General features: G+C 42.1%; 24 protein-coding genes. 12 read left to right on the top strand and 12 right to left on the bottom strand.

What is annotated here, in order from left to right; translation table 11 throughout:
* Positions 1–44 precede the first annotated feature (44 nt).
* Positions 45–494, top strand: coding sequence for a thioredoxin family protein (locus tag KXQ82_RS18965; RefSeq protein ID WP_219490230.1), 450 nt, complete (start codon positions 45–47; stop codon positions 492–494).
* 224 nt (positions 495–718) lie between these two features.
* Here the strand turns inward: KXQ82_RS18965 and dnaN are convergent, their stop codons facing one another.
* From dnaN to KXQ82_RS18940, 5 genes are all read right to left on the bottom strand, one after another.
* The gene (gene dnaN, locus KXQ82_RS18960; protein ID WP_219490228.1) at positions 719–1843 is read right to left on the bottom strand and encodes a DNA polymerase III subunit beta; all 1125 of its coding nucleotides are present in this window, start codon (positions 1841–1843) and stop codon (positions 719–721) included.
* Positions 1844–1881: 38 nt separating this feature from the next.
* Positions 1882–3576 carry a gliding motility-associated ABC transporter substrate-binding protein GldG gene (gene gldG / locus KXQ82_RS18955; RefSeq protein WP_219490226.1) on the bottom strand — a complete coding sequence of 565 codons (1695 nt, stop codon included), beginning with the start codon at positions 3574–3576 and terminating at the stop codon, positions 1882–1884.
* Positions 3570–4292 (bottom strand): gliding motility-associated ABC transporter permease subunit GldF, encoded by a 723-nt coding sequence (gene gldF / locus KXQ82_RS18950; protein ID WP_219490224.1) that lies wholly within the window; start codon positions 4290–4292, stop codon positions 3570–3572. The genes gldG and gldF overlap by 7 nt, the downstream gene beginning before the upstream one ends.
* 122 nt (positions 4293–4414) lie before the next feature.
* Positions 4415–4978 (bottom strand): hypothetical protein, encoded by a 564-nt coding sequence (locus KXQ82_RS18945; protein ID WP_219490222.1) that lies wholly within the window; start codon positions 4976–4978, stop codon positions 4415–4417.
* A 79-nt stretch (positions 4979–5057) separates the two neighbouring features.
* The gene (locus KXQ82_RS18940) at positions 5058–5774 is read right to left on the bottom strand and encodes an ATP-binding cassette domain-containing protein (protein ID WP_219490220.1); all 717 of its coding nucleotides are present in this window, start codon (positions 5772–5774) and stop codon (positions 5058–5060) included.
* A 348-nt stretch (positions 5775–6122) separates the two neighbouring features.
* On the opposite strand from KXQ82_RS18940, the gene KXQ82_RS18935 reads away from it, so the two are divergent.
* Positions 6123–7601, top strand: a complete 1479-nt coding sequence (locus tag KXQ82_RS18935; RefSeq protein ID WP_219490218.1) for a glycine--tRNA ligase — start codon at positions 6123–6125, stop codon at positions 7599–7601.
* Positions 7602–7664: 63 nt separating this feature from the next.
* On the opposite strand, the gene KXQ82_RS18930 is transcribed toward KXQ82_RS18935, so the two are convergent.
* The 5 genes from KXQ82_RS18930 to namA form a co-directional block, all read right to left on the bottom strand.
* Positions 7665–8081: a response regulator gene (locus tag KXQ82_RS18930; protein WP_219490217.1), complete on the bottom strand. Its 417-nt coding sequence runs from the start codon at positions 8079–8081 to the stop codon at positions 7665–7667.
* Complete coding sequence (locus KXQ82_RS18925; protein ID WP_219490215.1) at positions 8078–10123, bottom strand: ATP-binding protein; 2046 nt, start codon at positions 10121–10123, stop codon at positions 8078–8080. Before KXQ82_RS18925 ends, KXQ82_RS18930 begins: the two co-directional genes overlap by 4 nt.
* Positions 10124–10278: 155 nt before the next feature.
* Positions 10279–10950 (bottom strand): transmembrane-type terpene cyclase, encoded by a 672-nt coding sequence (locus tag KXQ82_RS18920; protein ID WP_439650962.1) that lies wholly within the window; start codon positions 10948–10950, stop codon positions 10279–10281.
* Between the two features lie 58 nt (positions 10951–11008).
* Entirely contained in the window at positions 11009–11431 is a 423-nt protein-coding gene (locus KXQ82_RS18915; protein ID WP_219490211.1) for an OsmC family protein, read from the bottom strand.
* Between the two features lie 59 nt (positions 11432–11490).
* On the bottom strand, positions 11491–12552 hold the full coding sequence (gene namA / locus KXQ82_RS18910; RefSeq protein WP_219490208.1) for an NADPH dehydrogenase NamA: 1062 nt from the start codon (positions 12550–12552) through the stop codon (positions 11491–11493).
* Positions 12553–12686: 134 nt separating this feature from the next.
* On the opposite strand from namA, the gene KXQ82_RS18905 reads away from it, so the two are divergent.
* Complete coding sequence (locus tag KXQ82_RS18905; protein WP_219490206.1) at positions 12687–13673, top strand: MBL fold metallo-hydrolase; 987 nt, start codon at positions 12687–12689, stop codon at positions 13671–13673.
* A 125-nt stretch (positions 13674–13798) separates the two neighbouring features.
* Complete coding sequence (locus tag KXQ82_RS18900; protein ID WP_219490205.1) at positions 13799–16039, top strand: glycoside hydrolase family 95 protein; 2241 nt, start codon at positions 13799–13801, stop codon at positions 16037–16039.
* A gap of 3 nt (positions 16040–16042) precedes the next feature.
* On the opposite strand, the gene KXQ82_RS18895 is transcribed toward KXQ82_RS18900, so the two are convergent.
* The gene (locus tag KXQ82_RS18895; protein ID WP_219490204.1) at positions 16043–16387 is read right to left on the bottom strand and encodes a hypothetical protein; all 345 of its coding nucleotides are present in this window, start codon (positions 16385–16387) and stop codon (positions 16043–16045) included.
* Between the two features lie 167 nt (positions 16388–16554).
* Between KXQ82_RS18895 and KXQ82_RS18890 the strand changes: the two genes are divergently transcribed.
* Both KXQ82_RS18890 and KXQ82_RS18885 read left to right on the top strand, forming a co-directional pair.
* Positions 16555–18123: a hybrid sensor histidine kinase/response regulator gene (locus KXQ82_RS18890; RefSeq protein ID WP_219490202.1), complete on the top strand. Its 1569-nt coding sequence runs from the start codon at positions 16555–16557 to the stop codon at positions 18121–18123.
* Positions 18124–18185: 62 nt separating this feature from the next.
* Positions 18186–21677, top strand: a complete 3492-nt coding sequence (locus KXQ82_RS18885) for a two-component regulator propeller domain-containing protein (RefSeq protein WP_219490200.1) — start codon at positions 18186–18188, stop codon at positions 21675–21677.
* Between the two features lie 22 nt (positions 21678–21699).
* Here the strand turns inward: KXQ82_RS18885 and KXQ82_RS18880 are convergent, their stop codons facing one another.
* Entirely contained in the window at positions 21700–22680 is a 981-nt protein-coding gene (locus KXQ82_RS18880; protein ID WP_219490198.1) for a GlxA family transcriptional regulator, read from the bottom strand.
* Positions 22681–22789: 109 nt separating this feature from the next.
* On the opposite strand from KXQ82_RS18880, the gene KXQ82_RS18875 reads away from it, so the two are divergent.
* The 6 genes from KXQ82_RS18875 (at position 22790) to KXQ82_RS18850 (ending at position 26212) form a co-directional block, all read left to right on the top strand.
* A complete protein-coding gene (locus tag KXQ82_RS18875) occupies positions 22790–23197 on the top strand; it encodes a VOC family protein (protein WP_219490196.1) in 408 nt (135 codons plus the stop codon).
* Positions 23198–23208: 11 nt separating this feature from the next.
* Entirely contained in the window at positions 23209–23589 is a 381-nt protein-coding gene (locus KXQ82_RS18870; RefSeq protein ID WP_219490194.1) for a DoxX family protein, read from the top strand.
* Between the two features lie 21 nt (positions 23590–23610).
* A complete protein-coding gene (locus KXQ82_RS18865) occupies positions 23611–24138 on the top strand; it encodes an SRPBCC family protein (RefSeq protein ID WP_219490192.1) in 528 nt (175 codons plus the stop codon).
* 57 nt (positions 24139–24195) lie between these two features.
* Positions 24196–24405, top strand: coding sequence for a hypothetical protein (locus tag KXQ82_RS18860; protein ID WP_219490189.1), 210 nt, complete (start codon positions 24196–24198; stop codon positions 24403–24405).
* Between the two features lie 95 nt (positions 24406–24500).
* Positions 24501–24947, top strand: a complete 447-nt coding sequence (locus tag KXQ82_RS18855) for a KTSC domain-containing protein (protein ID WP_219490187.1) — start codon at positions 24501–24503, stop codon at positions 24945–24947.
* A gap of 155 nt (positions 24948–25102) precedes the next feature.
* Complete coding sequence (locus KXQ82_RS18850; RefSeq protein WP_219490184.1) at positions 25103–26212, top strand: DegT/DnrJ/EryC1/StrS family aminotransferase; 1110 nt, start codon at positions 25103–25105, stop codon at positions 26210–26212.
* Positions 26213–26297 lie beyond the last annotated feature (85 nt).

Raw genomic sequence — 26297 nt, 5'->3', positions numbered from 1 at the left:
TAGCATTAATAATTCGATAAACTTGTGCAGAAAATTATAACCACATGAAAAACATAGTAAAAGCATTACTGATCACCTTTATGATTTTCACTTTGCCATTTCACGGTAAGGCGCAAACTACGGCAGCAGTAAAAAACGACCAGATAAATTTTATTGAAGATGCATGGAATACCGCCCTGAAAAAAGCCGCCGCCGAGAATAAGTATATTTTTGTTGACGCGTATGCTACCTGGTGTGGGCCATGCAAAATGCTTAAAGCAACCACATTTAAAGACAAAAAGGTAGCCGAGTTTTTTAACAAGAACTTCATCAACGTGAGTATGGATATGGAAAAAGGTATTGGCCCCAAGCTGGCTGCAGAGTGGCAAATGCAGGCTTATCCTACCCTCATTATTTTTAACCCGAAGGGTAAAGCCGTATTGGGTACTGTAGGGTTTATTAAAGCTAACGAGTTACTGAAATTCGGGCAGCAGGGTTTGGCTAAGAAGATTTAGTTAGCAGGCCTCAACTGTGTGAAGCATAGGTGTCGTTTCCAGAGCTCAGTAAACCGAGCGTATCCTGGTTAACAGAAAGTAAGGTCAATTCGGGCTTACTCCACGTTTGTTTTGTTTGCAGGTTAATTGCTTGTCGGATTTCGTCGTTCTGTTTCATAGGATTTATATATGCATAAAAAAAGCGATGAATGCCATCCATCGCTTTTTTAGTATTTCAATTTAGCTTATGCGTAGCTGTTCAGCATTACCGGCATCACCAGCATTAATACGTCTTCATGCTCGTCACCGCCTTGTGGCAATAATAAACCGGCACGGTTAGGGGTTGACATTTCTAAAGATACTTCGGCACTGCTCAGGTTTTTCAGCATTTCGATAAGGAAGCGGGCATTAAAGCCTATTTCCATATCCTCGCCTTCGTACTGGCAGCTTAGGCGCTCATGCGCTTCGTTAGCAAAGTCAATATCTTCTGATGAGATATTCAGCTCGCTGCCATTTATTTTTAACCTTACCTGGTGGGTGGTTTTGTTAGCGTAAATAGCTACACGGCTTAACGAGCCTAAAAATGCCTGGCGGTCAATTAGTAATTTATTAGGGTTTGTTTGCGGTATAACAGCTTCGTAATCCGGGTAACGCTCGTCAATTAAACGGCAAACCAGGTTAATGTTACCAAATTTAAAGAACGCGCTGGTGCTGTTGTATTCGATAGCTACATTCACATCATCAGATGGTAAAGACGATTTTAGCAAGTTCAAAGCCTTTTTAGGCAAAATGAAAGATGTTGTGCCCGCTGCTTTAACGTCCGTTCGGCGATACCTTACCAATTTGTGCGCATCTGTTGCCACAAAGGTAATGGATGAGGTTGATAGTTGGGAATAAACCCCCGTCATGGCTGGGCGCAGTTCATCATTGCTTACCGCGAAAATGGTTTTATTAATGGCTTCTGATAATACAGAGGCAGGTAAGTTTACCTGCGAAGCATTATCAACAACGGGTATCTTAGGGAAATCATCTCCATTCTCGCCACTTAGTTTGTATTTACCGTCGCCGGCGTTAATTTCGATAGCGAATGTCTTATCATCAACCGAAAAGGCGATAGGTTGCTCAGGTAACGATTTTAAGGTATCCAGTAATATACGCGATGGAATGGCTACACGGCCATTCTCTTTAGCCTCAACGGTTAAAGAGGTAGTCATGCTGGTTTGCAAATCGGTTGCCGAAATGGTCAGATTACCATCTTTAATTTCGAACAAAAAGTTTTCGAGTATAGGCAATACGGTGCTGCTGCTTAACGCGCCGCTAACTGCCTGTAATTGCTTTAGCAATGTTGATGTCGAAACTATAAATCTCATATCTCTATTCAGTAATTATTCAATCAAAAATATAAAAATTAGCGGGCATACTTTCGTTTGCGCATATAATGTTGAAAAATAGCAAATATTAACACTAAAGCAATGGGAATTACATTATTTATTAATTGCCAATACAATTTTTCGCTGCGGATACGTGTGCGGTCGAGCAAACGCAGCTGTACTTCTTTGGTGCGCAACGCTATCAGGCCGGTATCGTCGGTCATATAGTCGGCTATGTTGAGCAGCAGGTTTTTATTGCCATAGGTCTGTTGGGTATACCTGTCATACCCTAACGGGAATGGAGAACCATCGCTTGCTACCTGATTTTTAAACAAGTCGCCGTCGCTAAATACCATCATTTTTGTAGGAATACTTTGTGGCACAATGTCAACCTTTTGGGTTATGCCATCAGGCACGGGCCTATTTTCAAATGCCGATCTGAAATTCCCTTCCAATAATACACCTACCATTTTAGGCGCGCTTTGGAAAGTTTTTGGGTCGGGTACTTCTTCCAGCATTTGTAACGACAGTAAATGTGGGGCGCTCAGTTTACGATTATAGGGCGATGAACTAAGCAGCACTGTTTTCTTTGTGCCTTTTGTAGCCAACGTATCTATGGTATTGGCAAACTCACTGCGTATGCCTTCCAGGTTTTTTACTACCGGGTGTTTGGATAGCGGCATAAAAACCGGGTAAAACAACCACGGCACCATTTGCATCTGCGCCTCGCCTGCTACCTTGCCGGTACTTACGGGAATCTGAACGCAACTCATATCGGCAATCATATCATAGTTTATGCGGATGCCGTAAGTAAATAACTGATCGTCAAGGTTAAGCTGCTTGTTAAAGGCCAGTTGCTCGCCGCCACGGCCTTTTAAACTATCCAATTCGGCGCTAACCTGGTCAATGCTCCACAATATCTTTCCACCACGCATCAGGTATTGATCGATCTTAAACTTTTCCGGCTCTGTGAAGGGCTGATCAGGCTTGGGCACAACAAGCAATTTTACTTTTTGCAAGGCCTCCATCGAAATAGTTTTCAAATCAACCCGCCCTACCAAAAAACCATCGGCTAATGATCGCATGGCATCATTTATCTGCAGATCGGTCAATTCATGGTGACCTTCGGTAAAACCAATTTCGGGCTTACCATCGGCACTCACTTTTTTAATTGCCGACACTAAAGCATATTCCAGGTTCTGGATAGAGTTGTTCAGCACTTCTTCTGATGAAAGGCCTACCCTGCTTTGCAATAGCTTTACAGGGATCTCGCGCCCGTTACAGGATACCATGGCCGATGGGAAGATAATCTTTTGCGTTAAGCCGTTATCTGTTTTTACACTCAGGTTAGTGATATCAACACCCCGCCCCTGCAGTTCTTTAATTACATCATTCTGCTGTTGTTCGGCTATCCCCGCCAAGGGATTTATAAACTCGTATTGAATCTTTCCGCCATGCGAGTAGGCCTGCAGGTCGACTAACATATCGCGGGTGGTGCGCTGCAGGCGTTTAAAGCCTGGCGGCAGATCTGAACCCTCGAGGTATATGGTTACTTTAACCTCCTGCGGCAGGCCATCAAGCAATAGTTTACTTACCGGCGAGAGGGTAAAACGCTTCTCTTTGGTAAAATCAAACCGGGTAAAAACGTAACCCGATAAAAAATTAATGATTACCAAAGCCGCAACAATCCCGGCCAGGGTTAATAAGTCTTTTTTCTTTCGCGATCTTACCATTTCCGGCCTCCCAATATCGTTTTAGTGATGGTTAGGAATACGGCAATAAAGCTGAGGAAATAAATAAGGTCGCGGGTATCTAACACGCCACGGCTTATTGATTGATAATGCTCATTGATGCCAAAATCCTGCAGGGCGTAATTTTGTAGTGATAACAAGCCACTTAATGAATCGAACCCGCTGAAAGCGAAAAACGAAAGGAACACCGCCACCGTAAAAGCGATGATCTGGTTATTGGTGATAGACGAAGCAAATATCCCGATAGCGGTAAATGAGCTACCCAGTAAAAATAAGCCAATGTACGAGCCTATAACCGCGCCTGTATCAATATTACCAACAGGGTTACCCAGTGTATAAACAGTATAGTAATAAATTAATGTAGGTGCCAGCGCAAATAGCACAATGAGCAGGCAGGCTAAATATTTACCTGCGATAATTTGCCAGTCGGTAAGGGGGCGTGTAGCTAGTAGCTCGAATGTACCTTCTTTACGTTCCTCTGCTAATGAGCGCATGGTAACGGCCGGTATGAGGAACATAAACAGGTAAGGCGCGGTACTGAACAGGCTATCTAAGCCTGAATAACCATAATCAAGAATACTTGAATCCGGGAAAACCCATAAAAACAGGCCCATTACTAACAGAAAAACACCAATGGTGATATAGGCCACCATAGAGCTTAAATACGCTGTTATTTCTTTTTTAAGGATAGTTAGCACGTGCGGAAAATTGCCTAATTAACGCCGAAATTACAATATTATTGGCGATGGTAAAAATGAATTAACAGCAGTTAATAATGTGCTAATTAAAAACCGCTATCCCCACTGTAAAGCCACTCGTTTCAAAGTCCAAACTTATAAGCAAGCCTTACAGTGAGTGTTTGGCCAATATTAAATTGCCCCGGAATATCTTTACGGTACCAGTTTTCAAACCTTACACCAATATCAAAAGCGCGGTTATTTTCGGTCGGGATAGAAAAACCTGTGCCGCCGCCAACAGTAATAGCAGGGTCCCTGTAGTCAGAAGTGTACACAACTGCACCACCGGCTGCTTCGGCATACCAGGTATCGGCAATGTAATACCTGCCTCCTACCTTTAAGGGGAGCACTACATAAGGGTTATTGGGCATACCATTATACTTTAAATAATAAGCATAAGTACTATTGGGGATAAAGGCTTGCACCCCTACCGATGCGGTTAAATTAAACTGCGTGGTCATGTGAAATTCGCGCTTCAGGGCCACGCCAACACCTACTTTGTATTTTACCGTGGCTTCGCCCATTACGTTGCTCACATCGGCGCCTATACTGTACGAATCGCCATAATATGCAGGTACCTGTAATTGTGCTTTTGCAGCGGATAAGCTAATGCAAAATGCTATAATGAGTATAGATATCTTTTTCATGATGTTTAATTTGATCATGTAAATCAAAAATCCATCCAAAAGATGAGGGGGAGATGAAATTAGGTTATTAACAGTAAAATTATGCCAGGCCTGAAGTTAAGCCAATAAATATCTGCTCAATGCTTTTACCTTTATATTGCTCTTTAATACCGTGCAGCGAATCGCTTGCTACTATTTTACCCTGGTTAATGATGATCACATCATCGCAAACAGCATCAACTTCCTGCATAATGTGGGTGCTCAGTATGATGGTTTTAGTTTGGCCCAATTCGCGGATGAGCTGGCGAATACCTACCAATTGATTAGGGTCGAGGCCCGAAGTAGGTTCATCCAGTATCAGCACTTTTGGATCGTGAATGATAGCTTGCGCCAAACCCACGCGCTGACGGTACCCTTTTGATAGCTGGCCTATTTTTTTATGATGCTCCGGGCCGAGGCCGGTTTGTTCTATCACTTCGGCAATGCGTTTTGCCGGGTTGTGTATCTGATGCACATCGGCAATAAAAGCCAGCGACTCCTTTACATACATTTCCAAATACTGCGGATTGGTTTCGGGCAGGTAGCCTACGTTGCGCCTTACCTCCTGCGATTGGCTCACCACATCAAACCCGCAAACCGTTGCCGAGCCTGTTGTTTGGGGGATAAAGCCGGTAAGTATCTTCATAGTGGTGGATTTACCTGCTCCATTCGGACCCAAAAAGCCCGTTACCTTACCTGGCTGAGTGCTGAAGGTAATGGCATCAATGGCTTTTTGTTTGCCGTAGAGTTTGGTGAGGGATTGGACGCTAATACTCATGTGATGTAATTGAACGCAAATTTAGCAGAAGTTATATAACAGGCAGAAAATGTTTGATATTGGGTTGCACCTACGGAGCAAAAAAATCTTTATATCTATTTTGCTATAAACAGGTAGCCTCGCCGGGGCAGTCGCGCATGATGGTTATATTGTTGGCTCGATATGCATTTTCATACATTCTTATTTGCCTTTTTATACCCCGTAGGGGTTACCTGTTTGTAGAATTATGAACGAATTAAACCCGGCTCCGTAGGTGCCGCCGTCCAACATGCAGGTTTTCAACATATAAAAACACATCTTCCATTTTACATCTCACATTTTCCATCAAAAAACTATCTTTGCCCTGTTATGAGTAAAATTACCGACGAAGTATTTAAAAATGTAGTGTCGCACGCTAAGGAATATGGTTTTGTATTCCCTTCGAGCGAGATATATGATGGTTTGAGCGCAGTGTATGACTACGGTCAGAATGGTGCCGAGCTGAAAAACAACATTAAAACCTATTGGTGGAAAAGCATGGTGCAAATGCACGAAAATATTGTGGGTATCGACTCGGCAATATTTATGCACCCAAAAATTTGGAAAGCAAGCGGTCACGTTGATGGTTTTGCCGACCCGATGATAGATAATAAGGACTCACAAAAGCGTTACCGTGCCGATCAGTTGATAGAAGACAAGATTGCCGCTTTAGATGCCGAAGGCAAAACAGATGAGGCCGAGGTTTTACAGACGGATATGGATGCCGCTTTAAAAGCCGAAGATCTGCAACGCCTGAAAGAGATCATTATTGATGCCAGGATAGTTTGCCCGATATCAAAAACTGCTAACTGGACCGATGTGCGCCAGTTTAACCTGATGTTTAGCACCCAAATGGGCGCTATGGCCGAAGAGAGCAGTGAAATATACCTGCGCCCCGAAACCGCGCAAGGCATATTCGTTAACTTTTTAAACGTGCAAAAATCGGGCAGGATGAAAATCCCTTTCGGGATAGCGCAAATTGGCAAGGCTTTCCGCAACGAGGTGATAGCCCGCCAGTTCATCATCCGCATGCGCGAGTTTGAGCAGATGGAAATGCAATTTTTCGTTCGCCCCGGCACCGAGATGATATGGTACGATTACTGGAAACAAGCCCGCTTAAAATGGCATTTAGGCTTAGGTACTTCGGCCGAAAAATACCGTTACCACGATCATACCAAATTAGCGCATTATGCCAACGCCGCGGTTGATATTGAATATGATTTCCCGTTTGGCTTTAAAGAGGTAGAAGGTATTCATAGCCGTACTGATTTTGACCTTAGTCAGCACCAGAAATTCTCGGGTAAAAAAATGCAATACTTTGACCCTGAACTGGGCGAGGACGGCAAGCCTTATGGCAACTATATACCATTCGTTATCGAAACTTCGATAGGTTTGGACAGGATGTTCTTGCTTACCATGATCAACGCTTACGAAGAGGAAGACCTGAGCACAGAAGAGCGCCAGGACAGCCGAGTGGTATTACGTTTCCCGCCGGCGTTGGCTCCCGTAAAAGCAGCTATTTTCCCACTGACCAAGAAAGATGGTTTGCCTGAAAAAGCTCGCGAAATAATGGACCGCCTAAAATTAGATTTTGCCGTACAATATGAAGAGAAAGACGCCATAGGCAAGCGCTACCGCCGCCAGGATGCCATTGGCACCCCAATTTGTATCACAGTTGACCACCAAAGTTTAGAAGATAATACCGTAACCATACGCCATCGCGACAGCATGGAGCAGGAACGCGTTCCGGCTGACCAATTGGAGAAAATTATTGGTGAGCTGGTGAGTTGGGGTAAGTTGTTAGCTTAAACAGAGAACTTCGTTAATCATATTAAAGGCCCGTGAATTGATTTCACGAGCCTTTTTTTGTTCCTATCCTTTTTGGCTTCGGGTATATTTATCTACCAAACCTTTCAACATGTCGGGCGTAATCGGTTTAATAATATAATCAGATATTTCGCTGATGCGATCGGCCTGCTCCTTGTCAACAGGGTCAACAGAAGTGGTAATCATGTAAATAATGATCTGCTTACTTAACCTTGGTTTCAGTTTTACATACTCTTCCAAAAAATGCCATCCATCCATAATGGGCATATTAATATCAAGGAATATAATATCGGGCAGGTGTTCGTTATTAGCTATGTTATCTACCAAAAAACCCATAGCCTCTTCACCATCATTAAATATGAGTATCTTTTTGGCAAGTTCGGTATTCCTTAAACTCCGGGTTACCGTATATTGATAAACCTCATCATCATCAATAAAACATAAAATAAATGGCTTGCTCATCCTGTTATCTTATTAAATATCACTGTAAATTTTGTCCCCTTATCTACTTCGCTTTCGGCGGATATTTCACCTCCCATAGCTTCTATTTGAGTTTTGGTAATAAACAGCCCCAGCCCTTTAGCCTCGGCATGGCGGTGGAATGTTTTACGCATCCCAAAAAGGTTTTTAGCGTGCCTGTTCAAATCAATACCCAAGCCGTTATCCTGTATACTCAGGCTTATCTCGCCATTGTTATTACCGGTTACAATAGTGATTTCGGGTATACGGTGTGGCGAGCGGTATTTAATGGAATTTGATATGAGGTTAAGCATAATGCTTTCCAGGTATATTTTAGGATACATTACATGTGTAGCTTTCGAAAAATCAGCCTTTATAACAGCTTTACTTTCTATGATCTGGCCAACCAATATTTCTCTGATGCCTCTGAACGTTTTTTCAAAATCCAGGTTTTCGCGCTCCTTGGCAGTATCTTCCTGGATCTTTAAGGTTTCCAAGAGTTCGTCGAGCGTAACATTGAGGTGCTGGGTAACGGTTTCAAAATTACCCCAAAGTTCCTGCCTGTCGGCATCGTCAACGCTTTCCTTATACAGGTGCACCAACAGGTTCAGGTTACTTACCGGCGACCGCAGGTTATGCGATATGATGTGTGCAAAATTGAGCAGCTGCCTGTTTTGGCCGGTTAATTTATCCGTTAAAATTTCGAGTTCCTTCTTGGTTTCCTTCAATTTATTTTCGGCGAGTTTACGGTCGGTAATGTCATATACAAAAGACATCATGTATTTCTCACCATCGTTCTCTATGATCTCGGCTGATAGTATACAATGTTTCGGTATACCGTTCTTTCCATTCAACAACACATCTTCATTCTTGATAAAGCCCTGCCTTGTTAAAAGGCCAACCATTTGCTGGCGGTAATCTACTGAAATAATTTCAAGCTCTGATGACAGATGGCCTATCAGTTCATCACGCTTATAACCTAAAATATCCAATATGGCGGGGTTTGCATCAACATACTCGCCGGTAGCCAGCTTGCTTAGTGTAATGCCGGTTGGGTTAGTATTAAATATTTTTTGAAACCTATCGCTACTTAGCTGCAATTGTGCTGTACGCTCCAAAACCTTGTCTTCGAGTTCGCGGTTCAGCAATTGCATCTGGTATTCGGCATCGCTGCGTTTTTTATCTAACTCGTTCATTTCTATCAGCGTGTCTCTAATCAGGAACAAACTAATGAGCAAAAACAGTACCGCAAAAATCACGATGCTAAATTCAAAAATGATAACACCCTTGTGATGCAGTACAATGCCAACATACCCTACCAAAAATACCATGCCCATTAACCGGGGATAAAATTTGCGTGCAACCACATTACCTATGCCCGTACCGGTAAATAAACGGGTAAGGCCTAAGTGTGGATTAACCGTTGATGCCACAATAGAAAGCGTTAAAAAAGCCACAGATGTATTAATGGCCATTGCCGAGAAGAAACTGAAATCGGCAGAGAAAGGTACTTTTAGCAAATAAGCCATAATGGCTATAAAAGAGATAAGGGCTACCAAATGCAGCAGGTATTGCGCTACAGCTTTGCGGATAATATTTTCTGAATCGATGGCCCAAAAACTAAAGGCCCAAATGATAAAACATATGGCAGTAGATATGGCCATTCTGCCTGGGTACGGAACCCTGATATCATAAGAGTTAGAATCGGTAATAAACAGTTGATCAATACCGGCCGACCAGTGGAAAACATACTCTGCTAATGTTAGCAGCGCTATTGCACCTACAATAAAGATGAATAGATAAAATATGCGCTTTACGACTTTACTCTGATATTTAATCAGCAGAATAAACGATATACCCGAAAGAATAAAACACAGTGCTGTGTTAAATTTCATGGCTACATAATTGGGAAGTATGCTTTGCAGGCGCTCCTCCTTTAAATACCAGCCAAGTATTGCCAATAGTCCTAAAAATATGACAAAAGCAGCCGTAGCAACAAATAAAAATACGGTGCGTTCTTTGTTACGGTAGTTGTATAATATCATAAATGGGAAAAGGCAAACTGCATATAAATTATTGATTACAAATTATTTAATAGTAAATATGTAATCAGGGGCCGTAACAATTCACCCGCATGTACGTAATTTTTAAAACTACGGTTTTTGAAAAAGTGACTTTTTAAAATAAAAAAATATAGCAGTTAAAACCGCCTGAACACTTTTATACGCTGGCGCTTAAGCTGGGCTGAAAGCATAAAGGTGTAGATAATATCATACACCAAAATAGCTGCAAACAAGAACTGCAAAAGTGGTGATTGACTATATGTTTTAGTTTGGGTATAAAATGCTACCGAAGCAAGCAATGTACCTGCGAGCTTAAACAGGGCGATATAAATGCTTTGCCCGCTGGCAGATTTGCGGTCGCGCAGCATGGTAATAAAAAGTACAGACATCATGAAATTTTGTCCAAAAGCGATATAGGCGCCGTTGGCATCATTAAAAGCATGGTTTACCAATAATAGCAATACAAACGTTATAGCAAAGCTGAGCAAAAACTCGAGGTAAAACAACAGGTTGATCCGGGTTTTACGTACAGCCGGGCCAAACCGCAAAAATTGCAATAACAGCAAAAGATCAAAAGCCAGCCATATCCTGTCAACAGCAAGCTGCGGCATGGTATGCGGGTAAACAAAAGAATAGATGATCTCCCAGCTCAAATTAGCGAACAATGCTGCTGCAGGCATACCGTAGGTAAGATCGAGCACGCCGCGGCGCATAATAAGCAGGTAGGTTATGGTCCAGCAAACACCGGAGCCTATCATAAGCTGGTTAAAAATTGACATTGCTGTCAAATATAATTCAAAAGGCAGCATAAAAAAATAGCGATAAGGATATCAAACCCTATCGCTATTTAATATGACAGAACGGTTATTATCCGGCGTAAGTGGCAGTCATGGTAATAGGTACATTCAATGCTTTTGATATGATACAGCCTGATTTTGCACCTTCGGCAATTTGCTGGAACTGATCAGCAGAAACACCTTCAATGGCTGATGCTTTTAGTTCAAGATGTATTGCAGTGATACTTAATGCTGCCATATCCAGATCTAAAACAGCTTCGGTATCCAAATCGCCGGGGGTAAAACCAGCTTGTGTAAGCGCGGCGCCAACAGCCATTGTAAAACAGCCTGCATGAGCGGCAGCTATCAGTTCTTCGGGGTTTGTGCCAATACCATCGGCAAAGCGGGTTTTAAATGAGTATTGCGTGTTGTTCAATACGGTGCTTTGGGTAGTAATAGTTCCTTCTCCGTCTTTTAAGGTGCCGGTCCAATGGGCTTTTGCAGTACGTTTCATAATTGCGATGATTTTTGATTAATGAATTACAATATTATATAAAATTTGTTTGATGTTGCTTACCATTTAGCTCTTTCGTATTGCTGCGGCCATTTAATATCAAAGCCTAAAGCATGTGCCGCACGCAATGGGAAATGTGGGTCGCGCAGCATTTCACGGGCAAGCAAAACAACATCAGCTTGTCCGTTTTGGATGATATCATCGGCTTGTTTAGGCTCGGTTATCATACCAACTGCCCCGGTTAATATACCTGTATCTTTACGGATGCTTTCGGCAAATTGCACCTGGTACCCCGGCCCTACCGGAATCTTAGCCATAACATTACCGCCAGATGAGCAATCGATGAGGTCAACACCACGTTCTTTTAAAATAGCGGCCAATTGTGTTGATTGCTCCACATCCCAGCCACCTGTAGTATAATCCGTTGCAGATATGCGTACAAACAGCGGGTTTTCCGCCGGCCATGCAGCACGAACAGCATCAGTAATTTCGAGCAATAAACGGATACGATTCTCGAAAGAACCGCCGTACTCATCGGCACGATGGTTACTTAAAGGCGACAGGAACTGGTGTACCAGGTAACCATGCGCGGCATGTAATTCGATCACTTTAAAACCTGCTTTTATAGCACGGTAAGTAGACTGTTTAAAATCTTCGATGATTTTGCTAATACCCGCTTGATCCAACTCAACAGGCTTTTCGGTGCCTTCTTTAAACGGAATGGGGCTTGGCGCTACAGTTTCCCACCCGCCTGTGGCTACAGGTATTTGCGTGCCGCCGTTCCATGGCTCGGCATGGCTGGCTTTGCGGCCCGCATGTGCCAGTTGAACCCCGGCAACTGCGCCTTGCTGATGGATAAAGGTATTGATGCGTAATAGCTCATCAATATGCTCGTCTTTCCATATACCAAGGTCTGATGGGCTTATCCTGCCTTCGGGCGATACGGCAGTTGCTTCTGTAATAACAAGGCCGGCACCACCTACAGCAAAACTACCCAGGTGTACATGGTGCCATTCGTTGGCAAAACCATCAGTACTGGAATATTCGCACATAGGCGATACAGCTATGCGGTTCCTTAATTCAATATTACGTATGGTTATCGGGCTGAATAAATGTGACATGTTGAATTTATATATGCCCAATTTTAACACTTATTTTAGCACTACAGTTTGCCTAAATGCAATAAATACTTTTCTGTGACTTTAGGAAACCGATATGTGATTATCATTACAGTATCGCAACAATAGCTTAATATATGGCATCAAATTTCGACGGGAAAGTTTACATTAACCCCATACCTACAAAAATGGGTGGGGATGGCAATATGGGTAAAATGCTGGCCGAAGTATTAAAGAAACATCCCAATACAAAACCCGCAAAAACTCCCGGCCCTTTCCACGTTGATTTTGAAAAGCTGAACAACCTGCCGAAAGATATTTTACGCATTACCTGGTTAGGGCATTCAGGCCTGATTATTGAAATTGATGGCAAACGTTTTTTAACCGACCCGGTTTTCAGGCGGGCATCTCCTTTTCAATTTGCGGGGCCCAAGCGTTTCTTTCCTACCCCGGTGAGTGTTGATGAAATGCCAAAGCTGGATGCCATTATTATATCGCATGACCATTATGATCATTTGGATGATAAAACCATCATCGCCTTAGCAAAAAAAGGAACACATATATACACCTCACTTGGTGTAGGAGCCATATTGCAGAAGTGGGGTATCCCCAAAACACAAATCACGGAAATGGATTGGTGGCAAACGGTTGACCTGGGCGATGGCTTTAAAATAACTGCGGCCCCGGCAAGGCATTTTTCGGGCCGGAGCATGTTTAACCGCAACCAAACCCTCTGGGCATCATACGCCATTAAAGGGCCGGTACATAATGTTTATTATGGTGCCGACTCGGGCATACACCCTTTGTTTACAGAGATAGGCGAAAGGCTTGGCCCCTTTGATATTACCATGTTAGAAATAGGCGCATCTGATGAGTTATGGCGTGATATACACATGGGCCCCGATTACGCTACCGATGCGCAACTGATGCTTAAAGGCACAGTAATGATGCCCATACACTGGGGAACCTTCAATTTAGCTTTCCATGCATGGACACAACCTGCAGAGCGGGTTATTGAATGCGCCAACGAAAAACATATCGACCTGCTTTTACCCGCACCCGGCGAAACTTATACGTTTAACGGCAAAGGGTATATAAATAAGTGGTGGGGAAAGTTCAGGTAAGAACAGGATGGCATGGGCTTATCAGTTAATTACATTTGAGATGTAATTACCAATTGTTACATCCTCAATCCCTGGAAAAAATGCATTTCGAAACGCCTTTGTACATTAAACATTCATTGCAATTTTTGTTTTGCATTTTTATAAGCATCGCGTCATCCCAAACAGCTATAAGCCAAACAAAACAAAAACCGGGCGATTGGGAATCATTAAAGTTAACCTATACCGAACCAACTGACCTTAACAACTTTGGCGCTGCACTACCCATAGGCAACGGGCGATTAGGTGCAAAAATTTACGGTAATGTAAGCCAGGAGTTGTTGAATTTAAACGAAGTTACCTTATGGTCGGGTGGGCCTGTTAATAAAACCAACCCCGAAGGTCCAAAAATACTGGCACAGGTTAGGCAGGCATTAGCTGCAAAGCTTTATAAAAAAGCAGACTCGTTGGTGCGTTTTATGGAAGTTAAAAACAGCGCCTGCTATGAGCCGTTGGGGAACATTAAACTTGATTTTGATAACAGCGTAACCTATACCAATTACAGTAGAGAATTGGATATGGACCGCGCCATGATAACGGTTAAATACAAAATTGGCAGTGTTAATTATACTCGTGAGGTATTTGCCAGCTATCCCGACCAGGTGATTATAATACGCGTTTATGGCGATACCAAAAGTGCTGTAAACTTCAGCGCCGGGATGGATAGCCCGCTAAAAGGTAAAGTACTGGTTGATGGGAACACCATTGTAGTTAATGGGTATGCTCCTGCCTTTGATGCGCCCAAAGCAGGCTCGGCGATTTGGGAAGATAATAAAGGAATGAGATTTGAGTCGCGTTTAAATATTAAAACCATGGGTGGTAAAGTAACCGGCAAAGGCGATGGACTTAGTATTGCCAATGCTGATACCGCAATACTTATATTATCTTCGGCCACGAGTTTTAATGGTTTTGATAAAGACCCGGTAACACAGGGTAAAGACTATAAGGCTTTAGTAAAAAGTTATATAGCAAAAGCTGCCGCTAAAAGCTATCAACAGTTGGCAGATGCCCATGTAAAAGATCATCGTGCTTTGTTCCGCAGGCTATGGGTTGATATAAATGCCGAGAAACCGAACAAAAATGTGCTGGCTTATCAATACGCCCGTTATGAGTTGATCGCTTGTTCAAGGCCGGGTGGTGGCGCCCCTCGAAACGAGCAAGGCATCTGGAATAAAGATGTATCCCCGCATTATTCATCTAATTATACATTGAATGAAAACCCTGAAAAGTTTTACTCTATTGCCGAGCCCGCCAATATTGGCGAAACAACGGAGCCTTTAATTAAATATATTGGCGATCTTGCTGTTCATGGCGCGGTAACTGCAAAAGTTGATTATGGCTTTCACGGTTGGGTTACACACCACAACTCTGATGTTTGGGCCATGACAGAGATGGCCCTGGGCGACCCTTGCTGGGCAGACTGGCCAACGGGTGGCTTTTGGCTTACCCAAACCGTATATGAGCGTTATGCCTTTAGCCTTGATAAAAACTACCTGCGTACAACCGCCTACCCTATTATGAAAGGCGCAGCCGAGTTCGCGCTTGATCTGATGGTTACCAATAAAGATGGCTACCTGGTTACCTCGCCATCTACATCGCCGGAGAATCACTTTTTTGATGAGAAAGGAAACAGGGTAGCCGTGAGCGAAGGCTCAACAATGGATATGACTTTTATCCGCGAGCTATTTCAGCATTGCATACAAGAGAGTGAGGTTTTAGGTATTGATACAGGTTTCCGCGCAAAGCTTAAAAACAGTTTACCTAAATTATTACCTTATAAAATTGGCACACAGGGGCAGCTAAATGAGTTTAGCTTTGATTTTACCGATGGTATAAAAGAGTGGGAGCCCAACCATCGCCATGTATCGCACCTTGTATCGGTTTGGCCATTAAGCCAGATCAACAAAAACACACCCGAATTATTGGCTGCGGCACATAAATCTTTAGCGTTACGCAAAAGTGGGGGCTATCATCCCGATAAGGCAGGCATGTGGGCGAGGTTACTTGATGGCGACAAATGTTTAGCCGCGCTGGCATTAAATTTCCCAAGTCTGTATGATTCACCCTCGGGCGGTTTTGCCGAAATGTTGCTGCAAAGCCATACCGGCGATATTGATATTTTACCTGCTTTGCCAAAAGCCTGGAGCAGCGGTAAAATATTAGGAATAAGAGCACGTGGAAATTATGAGGTAGATATTGAATGGACCGACCATCAGCTTAAAAAAGCGGTGATACGATCGTACTCCGGGAATACACCTGTTGTTACGGTTTTGGGTAAAAAGGTAAATTACAAAACCGACCCACGCATTAGTTTTGTAAATGTAAAATAGTTTTTAGTTGTAAACCCCCTTATAAATAACTACACCCTTAACGGTATCTATTAGTAGGTTTTTGCCTTTAATATCACGTAGCATTACGCCATCAAGTGAGCGATTGGCCGGAAAATTACCGTCTTTATCAATGGTGTAATAGCCTATCTTAACCGGGTATAAAGCGGTTATGTCTCCGTTAGTTTCTTCTTTAAACAGCTTGAAAAAGTTAATTACAAGCAGTTGACGGTCGGCCTTGTCATAAACTTTTATCGTGTCGCGTTTCCTGGCTTTTTTATCTGGCTTGGTTTGGCAAAAAGCTGCCCCTGATAACATAACCAATACCAGGGTAATAACTATCTTTTTCATAAATGAGGCTTTGGTAACACAAATTTAACTATTTGATAAATAATATCATTCACAAAAAAATAAATTGAAACATAAATTCTTTTACAACGTAAACACTTGCATATTAAGAAATAAACTATCTATATTTAGCTACTCTTTTATAAACCTAAAGTACACCTTTTAATTTAATGATGAACGAAGCAAATACTGCTGTATTGGTTATCGATGATGAAGAAATGGTTAGAGATAACATCGAAGATATCCTTATTCCCCGTAAACAATCTTCCGAAAGCTTAGATGTAAGTAACGCGGCCAGCTTACTTTTTGATGGGCCATCGCCTATACTAGCCCCACGTATCAGCAACATACCGGCATTTACGGTTGATAAAGCATCGAACGGGATGGAAGGTGTTAAACGCATCAGAGAAGCATTGGCAGCGGGCACCCCATACGCTGTAATATTTTTGGACATGCGCATGCCTGGCTGGAGCGGCCTTGAAACCGCCATCGAAATAAGAAAATATGATAGTAAAGCCGAGATCATTTTTATAACTGCCTACAGTGATAAATCAATTGACGAAATTGTTGAACAGGCCGGGCAAAATGTGGGCTACCATTGTAAACCTTATGCCAGCGAAGAGATCATCCAACTGGCAACAAAAGCCGTTACCGATTATAACAAACTGCGTAACCTGGAAGTGCTGATGGAATCTATTTCATCTATCGGGCTGAACAGGCCACAGCTAACATCGCTATTAAAAAACATACTGGATCAACTGGCAAGCTCTGTGGATACCGATATGGCCTTGATAGGCAAATTGCACGATGATATGAGTTACGAGAAGATCCTGTCTATCGGTGCGATGGAAGAAAAGATTAACCTCGATGAGTTGATTGCCCGTGTAAAAGATATCAAGATAGCCAAAGATGAAGTAGTACAAATAGATGAGCTTGTGATGGCACGTTTGGATCATTACTCAGTTTTTGCTGTACTGAAAAAGCAGGAAAGGCTAAAAGTTGAAAAAATGTACCTGCTTAAGCTTTTTGTACAAAACGCGGCCCAGGCTATCCGCAATGCAGAACTGAATGAGCGTTTGTTGCAAAAAGAAAAACTATCAGCTGTGGGTAATGCTGTAGGTATGGTAATGCACGACCTGCGCTCGCCTATTAAAAATATAAAATTAATTACCAGCCTGATGCGTGATGACGGACAGAGCAGCGATCTGTTGGATATGATAGACCAATCGGCCGAGCAAGCATCAGAAATATTTGACGACTTTTTAGACTTTATTAACCAAACGCCGGTTAAAAAATACCCGGTAAGCGTTCAAAAAATCGTTGATGAAGCAATAGCGCAAACCGAATCGCACGAGGGTATCCAAAACATCGCGATACATAAGAACGTACCTGAAAAAATGGTAGCCTTAGGCGATGAAAGTAAACTGCGCAGGGCTATCTGCAATATTGTAAACAATGCTGTTGATGTGCTGAACGATTTTAAAACGCGTGGCGCCTATATTGATATTACAGCTAAGCAAGATGGTGCGCATCATGTGCTGATCACGATAACTGACAATGGACCGGGCGTGCCCGCAGAAATTATGAAAACCTTGTTTGAGCCATTTGTAACCAAACAAAAAAGCAGTGGTACGGGTTTGGGCCTGGCCATTGTAAAACAATTTGTAGTTGCACATGGGGGCGAAATTTCGGTTGAGAATAATCCGGGCGCTGTGTTTACCATAAAATTACCGGCTTAATTTGTATAACCAACCTGCCTTGTAACATCACTTATAGTATTGAGTATATGCTTCAAAACATTATGCGCTTACCAGCCGGCTGCAAAAACCGGGTGGTAATTATTTGCTTGCTTTGGTTACTGCCCGCAGCAGCGATATGCCAGGCACCCGATTTTAAATTTAAGCGCATAACTACCGAGCAAGGCTTATCACACAGTGATGTGGATGCCATATACCAGGGGCAGCGGGGCTTTATATGGTTGGGAACCCGCTATGGCCTGGACAGGTATGATGGGGTAAAAATGACGGTGTATTATAACGACCCAACCGATAGCACCACCATCAGCAACAATACCATTCGCAGTATAACCGAAGATCATAACCACCAATTATGGGTAGGTACACGGTACGGCTTAAACCGGTTCAATTCAAATACCAACACATTTGTAAGGTATTTGAATGTGGTAGCAAATGCCAAAAGTATCAGTTCAAACGCAATCACTTGTGTGTTTGAGGATAGCAATAAAAACCTTTGGGTAAGTACAGGGACAAAAGGGCTCAACCTGTTTAATTTCAAATCGGGTACGTTTAGCCATTTTCGCCACCAAAACAATAACCCGAACAGTATAAGCACCGATTCGGTAAACTGCATTTTTCAGGATAAAAAAGGCAAATTATGGGTAGGTACCCAAAACGGCCTCAACTTGTTCGATCCTGTGGCCAAAACATTTAAAAAGTTCAATAACCTGAACGATAAGATGAACATCCAGGGTGCCAACAACTTCACCATTATAAAAGAAGATGACAGTGGCAATCTTTGGCTGGGCACCAAAGACAGTGGCGTATCGCGTTTCAATATAGCGAACAAAGTGTTCGAATCGTTTAACCATAACGACCTGCAGCCATCAAGTTTGGGCAGTGATGTAGTAAGAGCTATCATCCAGGATAAAAGCAATCGCATATGGATTGGTTGCTCAAATGGCGGCTTAAATTTATTCGACCCTAAAACAAATTCTTTTTTTCATTACCAAAATGATCCGGAAAATTCATCGAGCTTATCGCAAACTACCATTACCTCGCTATTCCAGGATAATCAAAGCAATTTATGGGTAGGCACACATCGCGGCGGTGTTAACTTATATGCGCCACACGCCAACCTGTTTAACCTTTACCAGGAAAAATCAAATGCCAATACCATCAGCTATAGCGATGTAAAAACTTTTTGCCAGGACCATAAGGGTAATATATGGGTGGGTACCGATGGCGGTGGGATGAACCTGTTCAACAAAAGCCAAAATACTTTTAAACGATATACTTACGATCCTAAAAATCCAAGGTCTATCAGTTCGAATGCAGTAATGGATATTTATGAGGATCATCATAATAATATTTGGGTAAGCACTTTTGGCGGTGGCTTAAACCTCTTCGACCCCGGGAACGGTACATTTACCCACTTTAAGCATGATAAGCACGATCCAAATTCTATTAGCTCAAATTTCGGGCAAAAAAGTTTTGAAGACTCGCAGGGCAATTTGTGGATAGGTACTTATTACGCGGGCTTAAATTTATTGGATGGCAAAACCCGCAAATTTAAGCGTGTGATAAAAGATCCGGATGGGGTAACTTCCATATCCGGCAATAATATCGTTACTATAAATGAAGATAATGCAGGTAACGTTTGGTTTGGCACCGATGATGGTGGCTTGAACGCTTATAATTTAAAAACGAAGCGCTTCTCTCATTACTTTAATAAAGAAACTACCAGCCCCGATGTCAGGGTGATATTTAACGACAGCAAAGGCCGCCTTTGGGTGGGTCAGTTAGGCTTATATCTTTTTGATACTAAAGAGAATAAGTTTAACCTGTACACTACAAAGGCCAACCTGTCTAACGAGTTTATCAAAGGCATCACGCAGGATAAATTTGGCAAGCTGTGGATATCTACAAATAAAGGTATTACACGTTTTAACCCGGAAAACCAATCGTTCAAAAAGTTCAATATTTACGATGGGTTGCAGGGTTTGGAGTATGAGCCAAATGCCTACATGCAGACCCGCGATGGCGAAATGTTTTTTGGCGGCACACAAGGGCTAAACACCTTTTATCCTGAAAAGATAAAGAACAACCGGTTCATCCCGCCGGTTTACATCACCAACTTAGAAATATTCAACAAAACGGCTATACCGGGCAACGAAGGATCGCCATTGACCAATGATATCAGCGTAACCAAAAGGATATCGTTATCGCATGCGCAATCGTCCATATCATTCGATTTCGCGGCGTTAAACTATGTAACATCCGAAAACAACCAGTATGCTTATAAACTTGAAGGTTTTGATAAAGATTGGGTACCTGCAGATAATACCCGAAAAGCCAGCTATACCAACCTTGACCCCGGCACTTATACTTTCCGCGTAAAAGCTTCTAACAATGATGGTGTTTGGAACGAAGAAGGCGCATCGGTAACTATTGATGTAAAACCCCCATTTTGGTTAACATGGTGGTTTATCGGGCTAACCATATTACTGGTAATAGGCAGCGCGTATGCCTACTATCGCAACAGGATAAACGCAATAAAAAGACAGCGCGAACAACTGGAGCGGCAGGTTAAAGAGCGTACTGCAGAAGTAGAATTAAAAGCAGAAGAGCTGCAAAGCGCTAACGCCGAATTAAATCAGCAGTCGGAAGAACTAAGCAAGCAGGCTGCAGAGCTTAAGCTGCTTAACGCCGAAATTCAAAAACAAAAAGAGCAGGAACTTGAAAAAGCGATAGCGCAGGGTAAATTTGAGATCGCATCGGAGGTATTGCACGATATTGGTAATGCCCTGGTTGGTTTTGGCGCGCATTTAAACCGTATTAACCGCAGCCTCGATAAAAACAATATCGATACCATTAAAAACCTGGCTGTATTTTTAAAGGGACAGCAAACAGCTATAGCAGGGGTATTGGGCGAAGACAAAGCAAATGCACTGGTTACCATTACCGAAGGTATATCAAAAACACAGGGTGATAACCAGGTAGAAATAAACGCATCGATAAGTGAACTGTTTAACATTATTACGCACATACAAGAGATACTGAACATACAGCGCCAGTTTGTGCGCGGGCATGGTGGCGGCCACCAACGGAAGCCTGTTAACCTGGTAAATATTATTGATGATTGCCGCTCTATGTTGTTTGCATCATTTGATAAACATAAAATAGATTTTAAAGTACATGCCCAACCCGGTAGTTATGTTATAAAGGGTGATCATACCAAGCTAATGCAGGTGATACTGAATATCCTGAAAAACAGCATAGAGGCCATGGATTTTGATGCGGCTGATAAACATATTACGTTGAACCTGCATGCAGATGACAATGTGATAGAACTATCGTTGGTTGATAACGGGCAGGGGTTTGATGCCAAAACAGGCGACCATTTATTTGAACGTGGCTTTACTACCAAAAAAACCGGCACAGGCCTGGGATTATACAATTGTAAATCAATAGTAGAAAGCCATACCGGGTCATTTGAGATCAGGAGCGATGGGCCGGGTTTAGGGGCCGTAACTACCATAAGGTTTGCAATTTAGCAGGCTTCCCCTTAAAGTAAATTTAAGCCGCCTGGATCTGCCTGTTGTATTTGTTACGATACTGTAAAGGCGATAGCCCCGTTATTTTTTTAAAGGTGATGCGAAATGCTTTAGGATCGGTATAACCTACGTTATACATTACCTCATTCACGTTTTCGAGCGACGACTCAAGGCTCATTTTTGCGGCCTCAACCTTTACACGCTGTATATACTCAATAACAGTATTTGATGTTGCCTTTTTAAACCTGCGCTCTAAATTACGGCGGCCAATGGTTAATATTGATGCCAGTTCATCAACAGTTATCTTATCCCTGAAATTAACTTCGATATACTGTTGTGCTTGTTTTATGGCAGTATCTTCATGGTCTTTTTGCCCTCTGAAGATGGCGAAGTGTGATTGGCTCCTGCGCTCATAATCTATCTGGAAAGCTTTTGAGCAAAATAAGGCTACATCGCGCCCGGCATACTTTTCAACAAGGTATAAAATGAGGTTGAGATATGAGAAAGCGCCCCCGCTCGAATAAATACCATTCTCATCGGTGATGATCTTATCTTCAACCAGGTTCACATCAGGGAACATCTTCCTGAAATCGTTAGCTGCCAGCCAGTGTGTAGCACAGCTTTTACCATTTACTAAACCGGTTGATGCCAGCAGGAAAGCCCCTATACACAAGCTTGCCACCTCGGCACCATTTTCATATTGTTTTTTTATCCAGGGGATAAATCCGGCATTATCATCAAGCGTTTTTATCATATCACCATCAAGCGCTGGTATAATAATAAGGTCGGTTTTGGTAATATCATTCAATAACACATCGGCATAAACATCATATTTACCCCCGGCAGCAGGCATTGTACCTTGCAGACCAACCAGTTGCACATCAAATAAAGCAGGGCGGCCAATACTCAGTAAAAACTTATTTACTTCGGTAAATACCTGCCTCGGGCCTTCAATGCTTCCTAATATTGCGCTTTTAGGAACCAGTATTGATATATGTTTCATATTGTAAATTTGGTTAAAATACCTGTCGTAAACAACCCTTAATTTGTTGCATTTGCACCCGATAGGTTTTGTTTTTACACTGTAAGTTTGTATTATCAAAACAAACAATATGCCTCAGATAAATGCATACATTAATTTTAACGGTAAGTGCCGCGAGGGAATGGCTTTTTACAAAGAATGTTTGGGCGGTAATTTAAACTTACAAAGCGTAGCAGAATCGCCTATGGCTGATCAATGGCCTGCCGAATTTCAGCAAGGCATATTGCATGGCGAATTAAAAAACGGCCCTTTGCTATTGTTGGGTTCTGATATGCCATCGCCCGAAGGGTCGCAAAAAGGCAATCATGTTTCCCTGTCTTTAACTTGTAGCAGTGCCGAAGAGATGAATATCTTTTTCAGCAAACTTTCTGCCGGCGGACAAGCTACACGCCCGCCCCATGATTTTTTTGCAGGAATGATTGCGGCCCTAACCGACAAATTTGGAATAAACTGGATATTGTATTTCGAAAAAAACTAATCAAAACCATTATGACAACTTCAAACAAAACAATCAAAAAAAGCGACAAGATTATTTATTGGGTAAGTACGTCCATATTAGCGCTGTTTATTTTACCCGGCATTTTCTTTCTGAACTCACCTATGGCTAAAGAAGGTACAGGGCATTTAGGCCTACCAAACTGGTTTGCCATGGAAGCAGGTATCGGTAGCTTTATAGGCGGTTTGATACTCATCATCCCTATGTGGAAACGCCTGAAAGAATGGGCCTATGTTGCACTGGGTATAGTGTACCTATCAGCCTTAATTGCTCACCTTTCGGTGGATGGCGTTCAACCAGGGTCATTCGCGCCGCTTATTACTTTTGGTATCTTACTGGTTTCGTATATTTACTATCACAAAATAACAGATTAACATTAACCTAAATCAACCGTCATGATTATCTTATACATTGTACTCGCAGTTATCGCCATCCCCTTTATATTGGCACTGTTTGGCGCGGATGGCTTTACCATCGAAAGTGATATCATTATCAATAAGCCAAAAAATGAAGTTTTTGATTATATCAAGCTTTTAAAAAATCAGGATAATTATAGTAAGTGGGTAATGACCGACCCCGGGATGAAAAAAGAATTTACCGGTACAGATGGCAACGTAGGTTTTATTTATGCCTGGGAAAGTGAGAATAAACAGGTTGGCCAGGGTGCACAAGAGATCATCAAGATAACCGAAGGTGAAAGTATTGATAACGAAGTACGTTTTATAAAACCTTTTACAGGCACATCATATACTACAATGGAAACAATGGCCATTACTCCCAACCAAACATCGGTAAAATGGATATTTAAAGGCACCAAAAATTATATGATGAAGGTAATGCACATCCTGTTCAACTTGCAAAAAGTATTGAAAAAAGATATGGATACCAGCCTGAACACATTGAAAACCGTTCTCGAAAAATAGTAAAGCTTTGATTACAATAGTGATCAGCTACGATAAAAAACAAGCAAATACATTTACATGGTTGAGGTATTTAAAACAAATGTTAAGCAAACGGAACAAGCGGCAGTGCTGGTAACAGCATTATCGCAACAGTTCCCTATGCATTACATTAACTTCGACCTGGATGATTGTGATAAGATATTACGTATTGAAGGCAACAGCATTTGTGTTAGCACAATTATCCAATTACTTCAATTGCAAGGCTATTTTTGCGAGCCATTGGCCTGATAATCAAGGTTGGCAGATGTAAATAAACTGTCAACCTTGCGTTATTAAAAATATAAATACCTGATAATCCAATTATTAAGGATATTTTTGCGGCAATGAAGAAAATTGTTGACTACAGAAAATTTTTAACTGTAACCGAAACGGCTACTTTAGCCGAACTAAAAAGCGTTTATCGCTCACTGATGAAAACCTGGCACCCCGATAAATTCCAGGATGAAGAACAGAAAACGGATGCCGAACATAAAAGCAAATACATTATTGAAGCCTACCACTTTTTGGTTAGCATAGCACCCGAAACCCGCGAGCAAACGCTGCCTGATTACATAACAACTACAACAACCTCGGCCATACTTGATTTTGAGTATAAACAGCAAACCTTATCAGTACAGTTTAGCGATGGTAATACTTACGAGTATTTTGATGTTCCAAAAGCAGTATATGTTAAATTGATAAACGCCGATTCGCCGGGCCGTTTTGCGCGCCGCCATATTTATAACGAGTATGTTTACCGCAGCGCAAGCAGGCTTGTAGCCAGCGAATAAAACCGGTAAGGTAACGTAACTTTAATAATACAAAGACGGCATGTCTCGATTTAAAGTTGTGTCCTAAAAACCAACGTTTCATATTGGGAGTTAATTTATTGCGAATTAATTTAATTTCTCACTACATTAACGGTTGTTAACACTAATTTACTTTCATGATAAAAGTTTTCGGATCAAAAGTAGGGAAAGAAGAGCTTGAACAGGTACAGGATTCGATAGATAATCAGTGGTTAGGTGCTGGCCCTAAAGTAAAAGAGTTTGAATACCTGTTTGGGTTAAAAATAAATAGCCCCAATTATATCATGATAGATAATGCCTCGAATGGCATGTTTATGGCAATTCAATTACTTAATTTACCTGTAGGCTCTGAAATTATTATACCAACCTTTACCTGGATATCTTGTGCGCACGCTATCAGGATGTGCGGCTGTATCCCTGTTTTTTGCGATGTTGATCTTCAAACTCAAAATGTTACCGCGGCTTTAATTGCCCCTTGTATCACAACCAAGACCAAAGCCATTATGGTGGTTCATTACGCCGGCCTTCCGGTTGATATGGACCCTATTATGCAATTCGGACTCCCTGTTATTGAAGATGCTGCCCACGCTGCCGATTCACTTTACAAAGGAAAACATTGTGGTACAATTGGTGATATGGGCGTATACAGTTACGATTCGATGAAAAACATCGCTATAGGTGAAGGAGGTGGCTTTACTTGTGTAGATAAACAAGTATTACAGAGGGCCTCAGTGATGAGGGGGTGTGGTTTAGCTACCCCCGCTTATGCACAGGCGGGCGTTCAAAACACCAGGTGGTGGGAACAAGAGGCCGAAGAGGTATCCATAAAAATGAAAGTATCTGATATAGCGGCAGGTTTTGGCCTGGCACAATTAAACAAGCTTGTACTCCTTCAAGCAAAAAGAAAACAGATATGGGACACCTATCAAAAAGAATTGGCAACAGTTGGAGATATTATATTACCTACGGATGCTCCTAAAGATGGCGGGTACAAGCATTCTTATTTTACTTTTTTAATAAAAACCAACTCGCGCGATGAACTTTCAAGGTATTTATATGAGCATGATATTTATACCACGTTAAGGTTTTACCCCTTGCACCTGATGAAAATTTACCGAACAGGGAAAAAACTTGAAAATGCTGAGCTATTAAAAGAAACTGCCTTAAATATCCCTCTACACCCCGATATGGATGATGATGACGTAACAAAGGTTATCGCTATCATAAAAAGCTTTTATAATGTTTAACTAAGCCTGGATTTCCCTATTCTGACCAGCGAAAAGTGACTCCCACAAAAAAGCCCTGTACCTAATAGGTACAGGGCTACACTAT

It is taken from the genome of Mucilaginibacter rivuli, from assembly GCF_019391655.1.
GTDB lineage: Bacteria > Bacteroidota > Bacteroidia > Sphingobacteriales > Sphingobacteriaceae > Mucilaginibacter > Mucilaginibacter rivuli.
The sequence above is the reverse complement of the archived record's forward strand: the minus strand, read 5'-3'. Positions and strand labels throughout refer to the sequence as shown.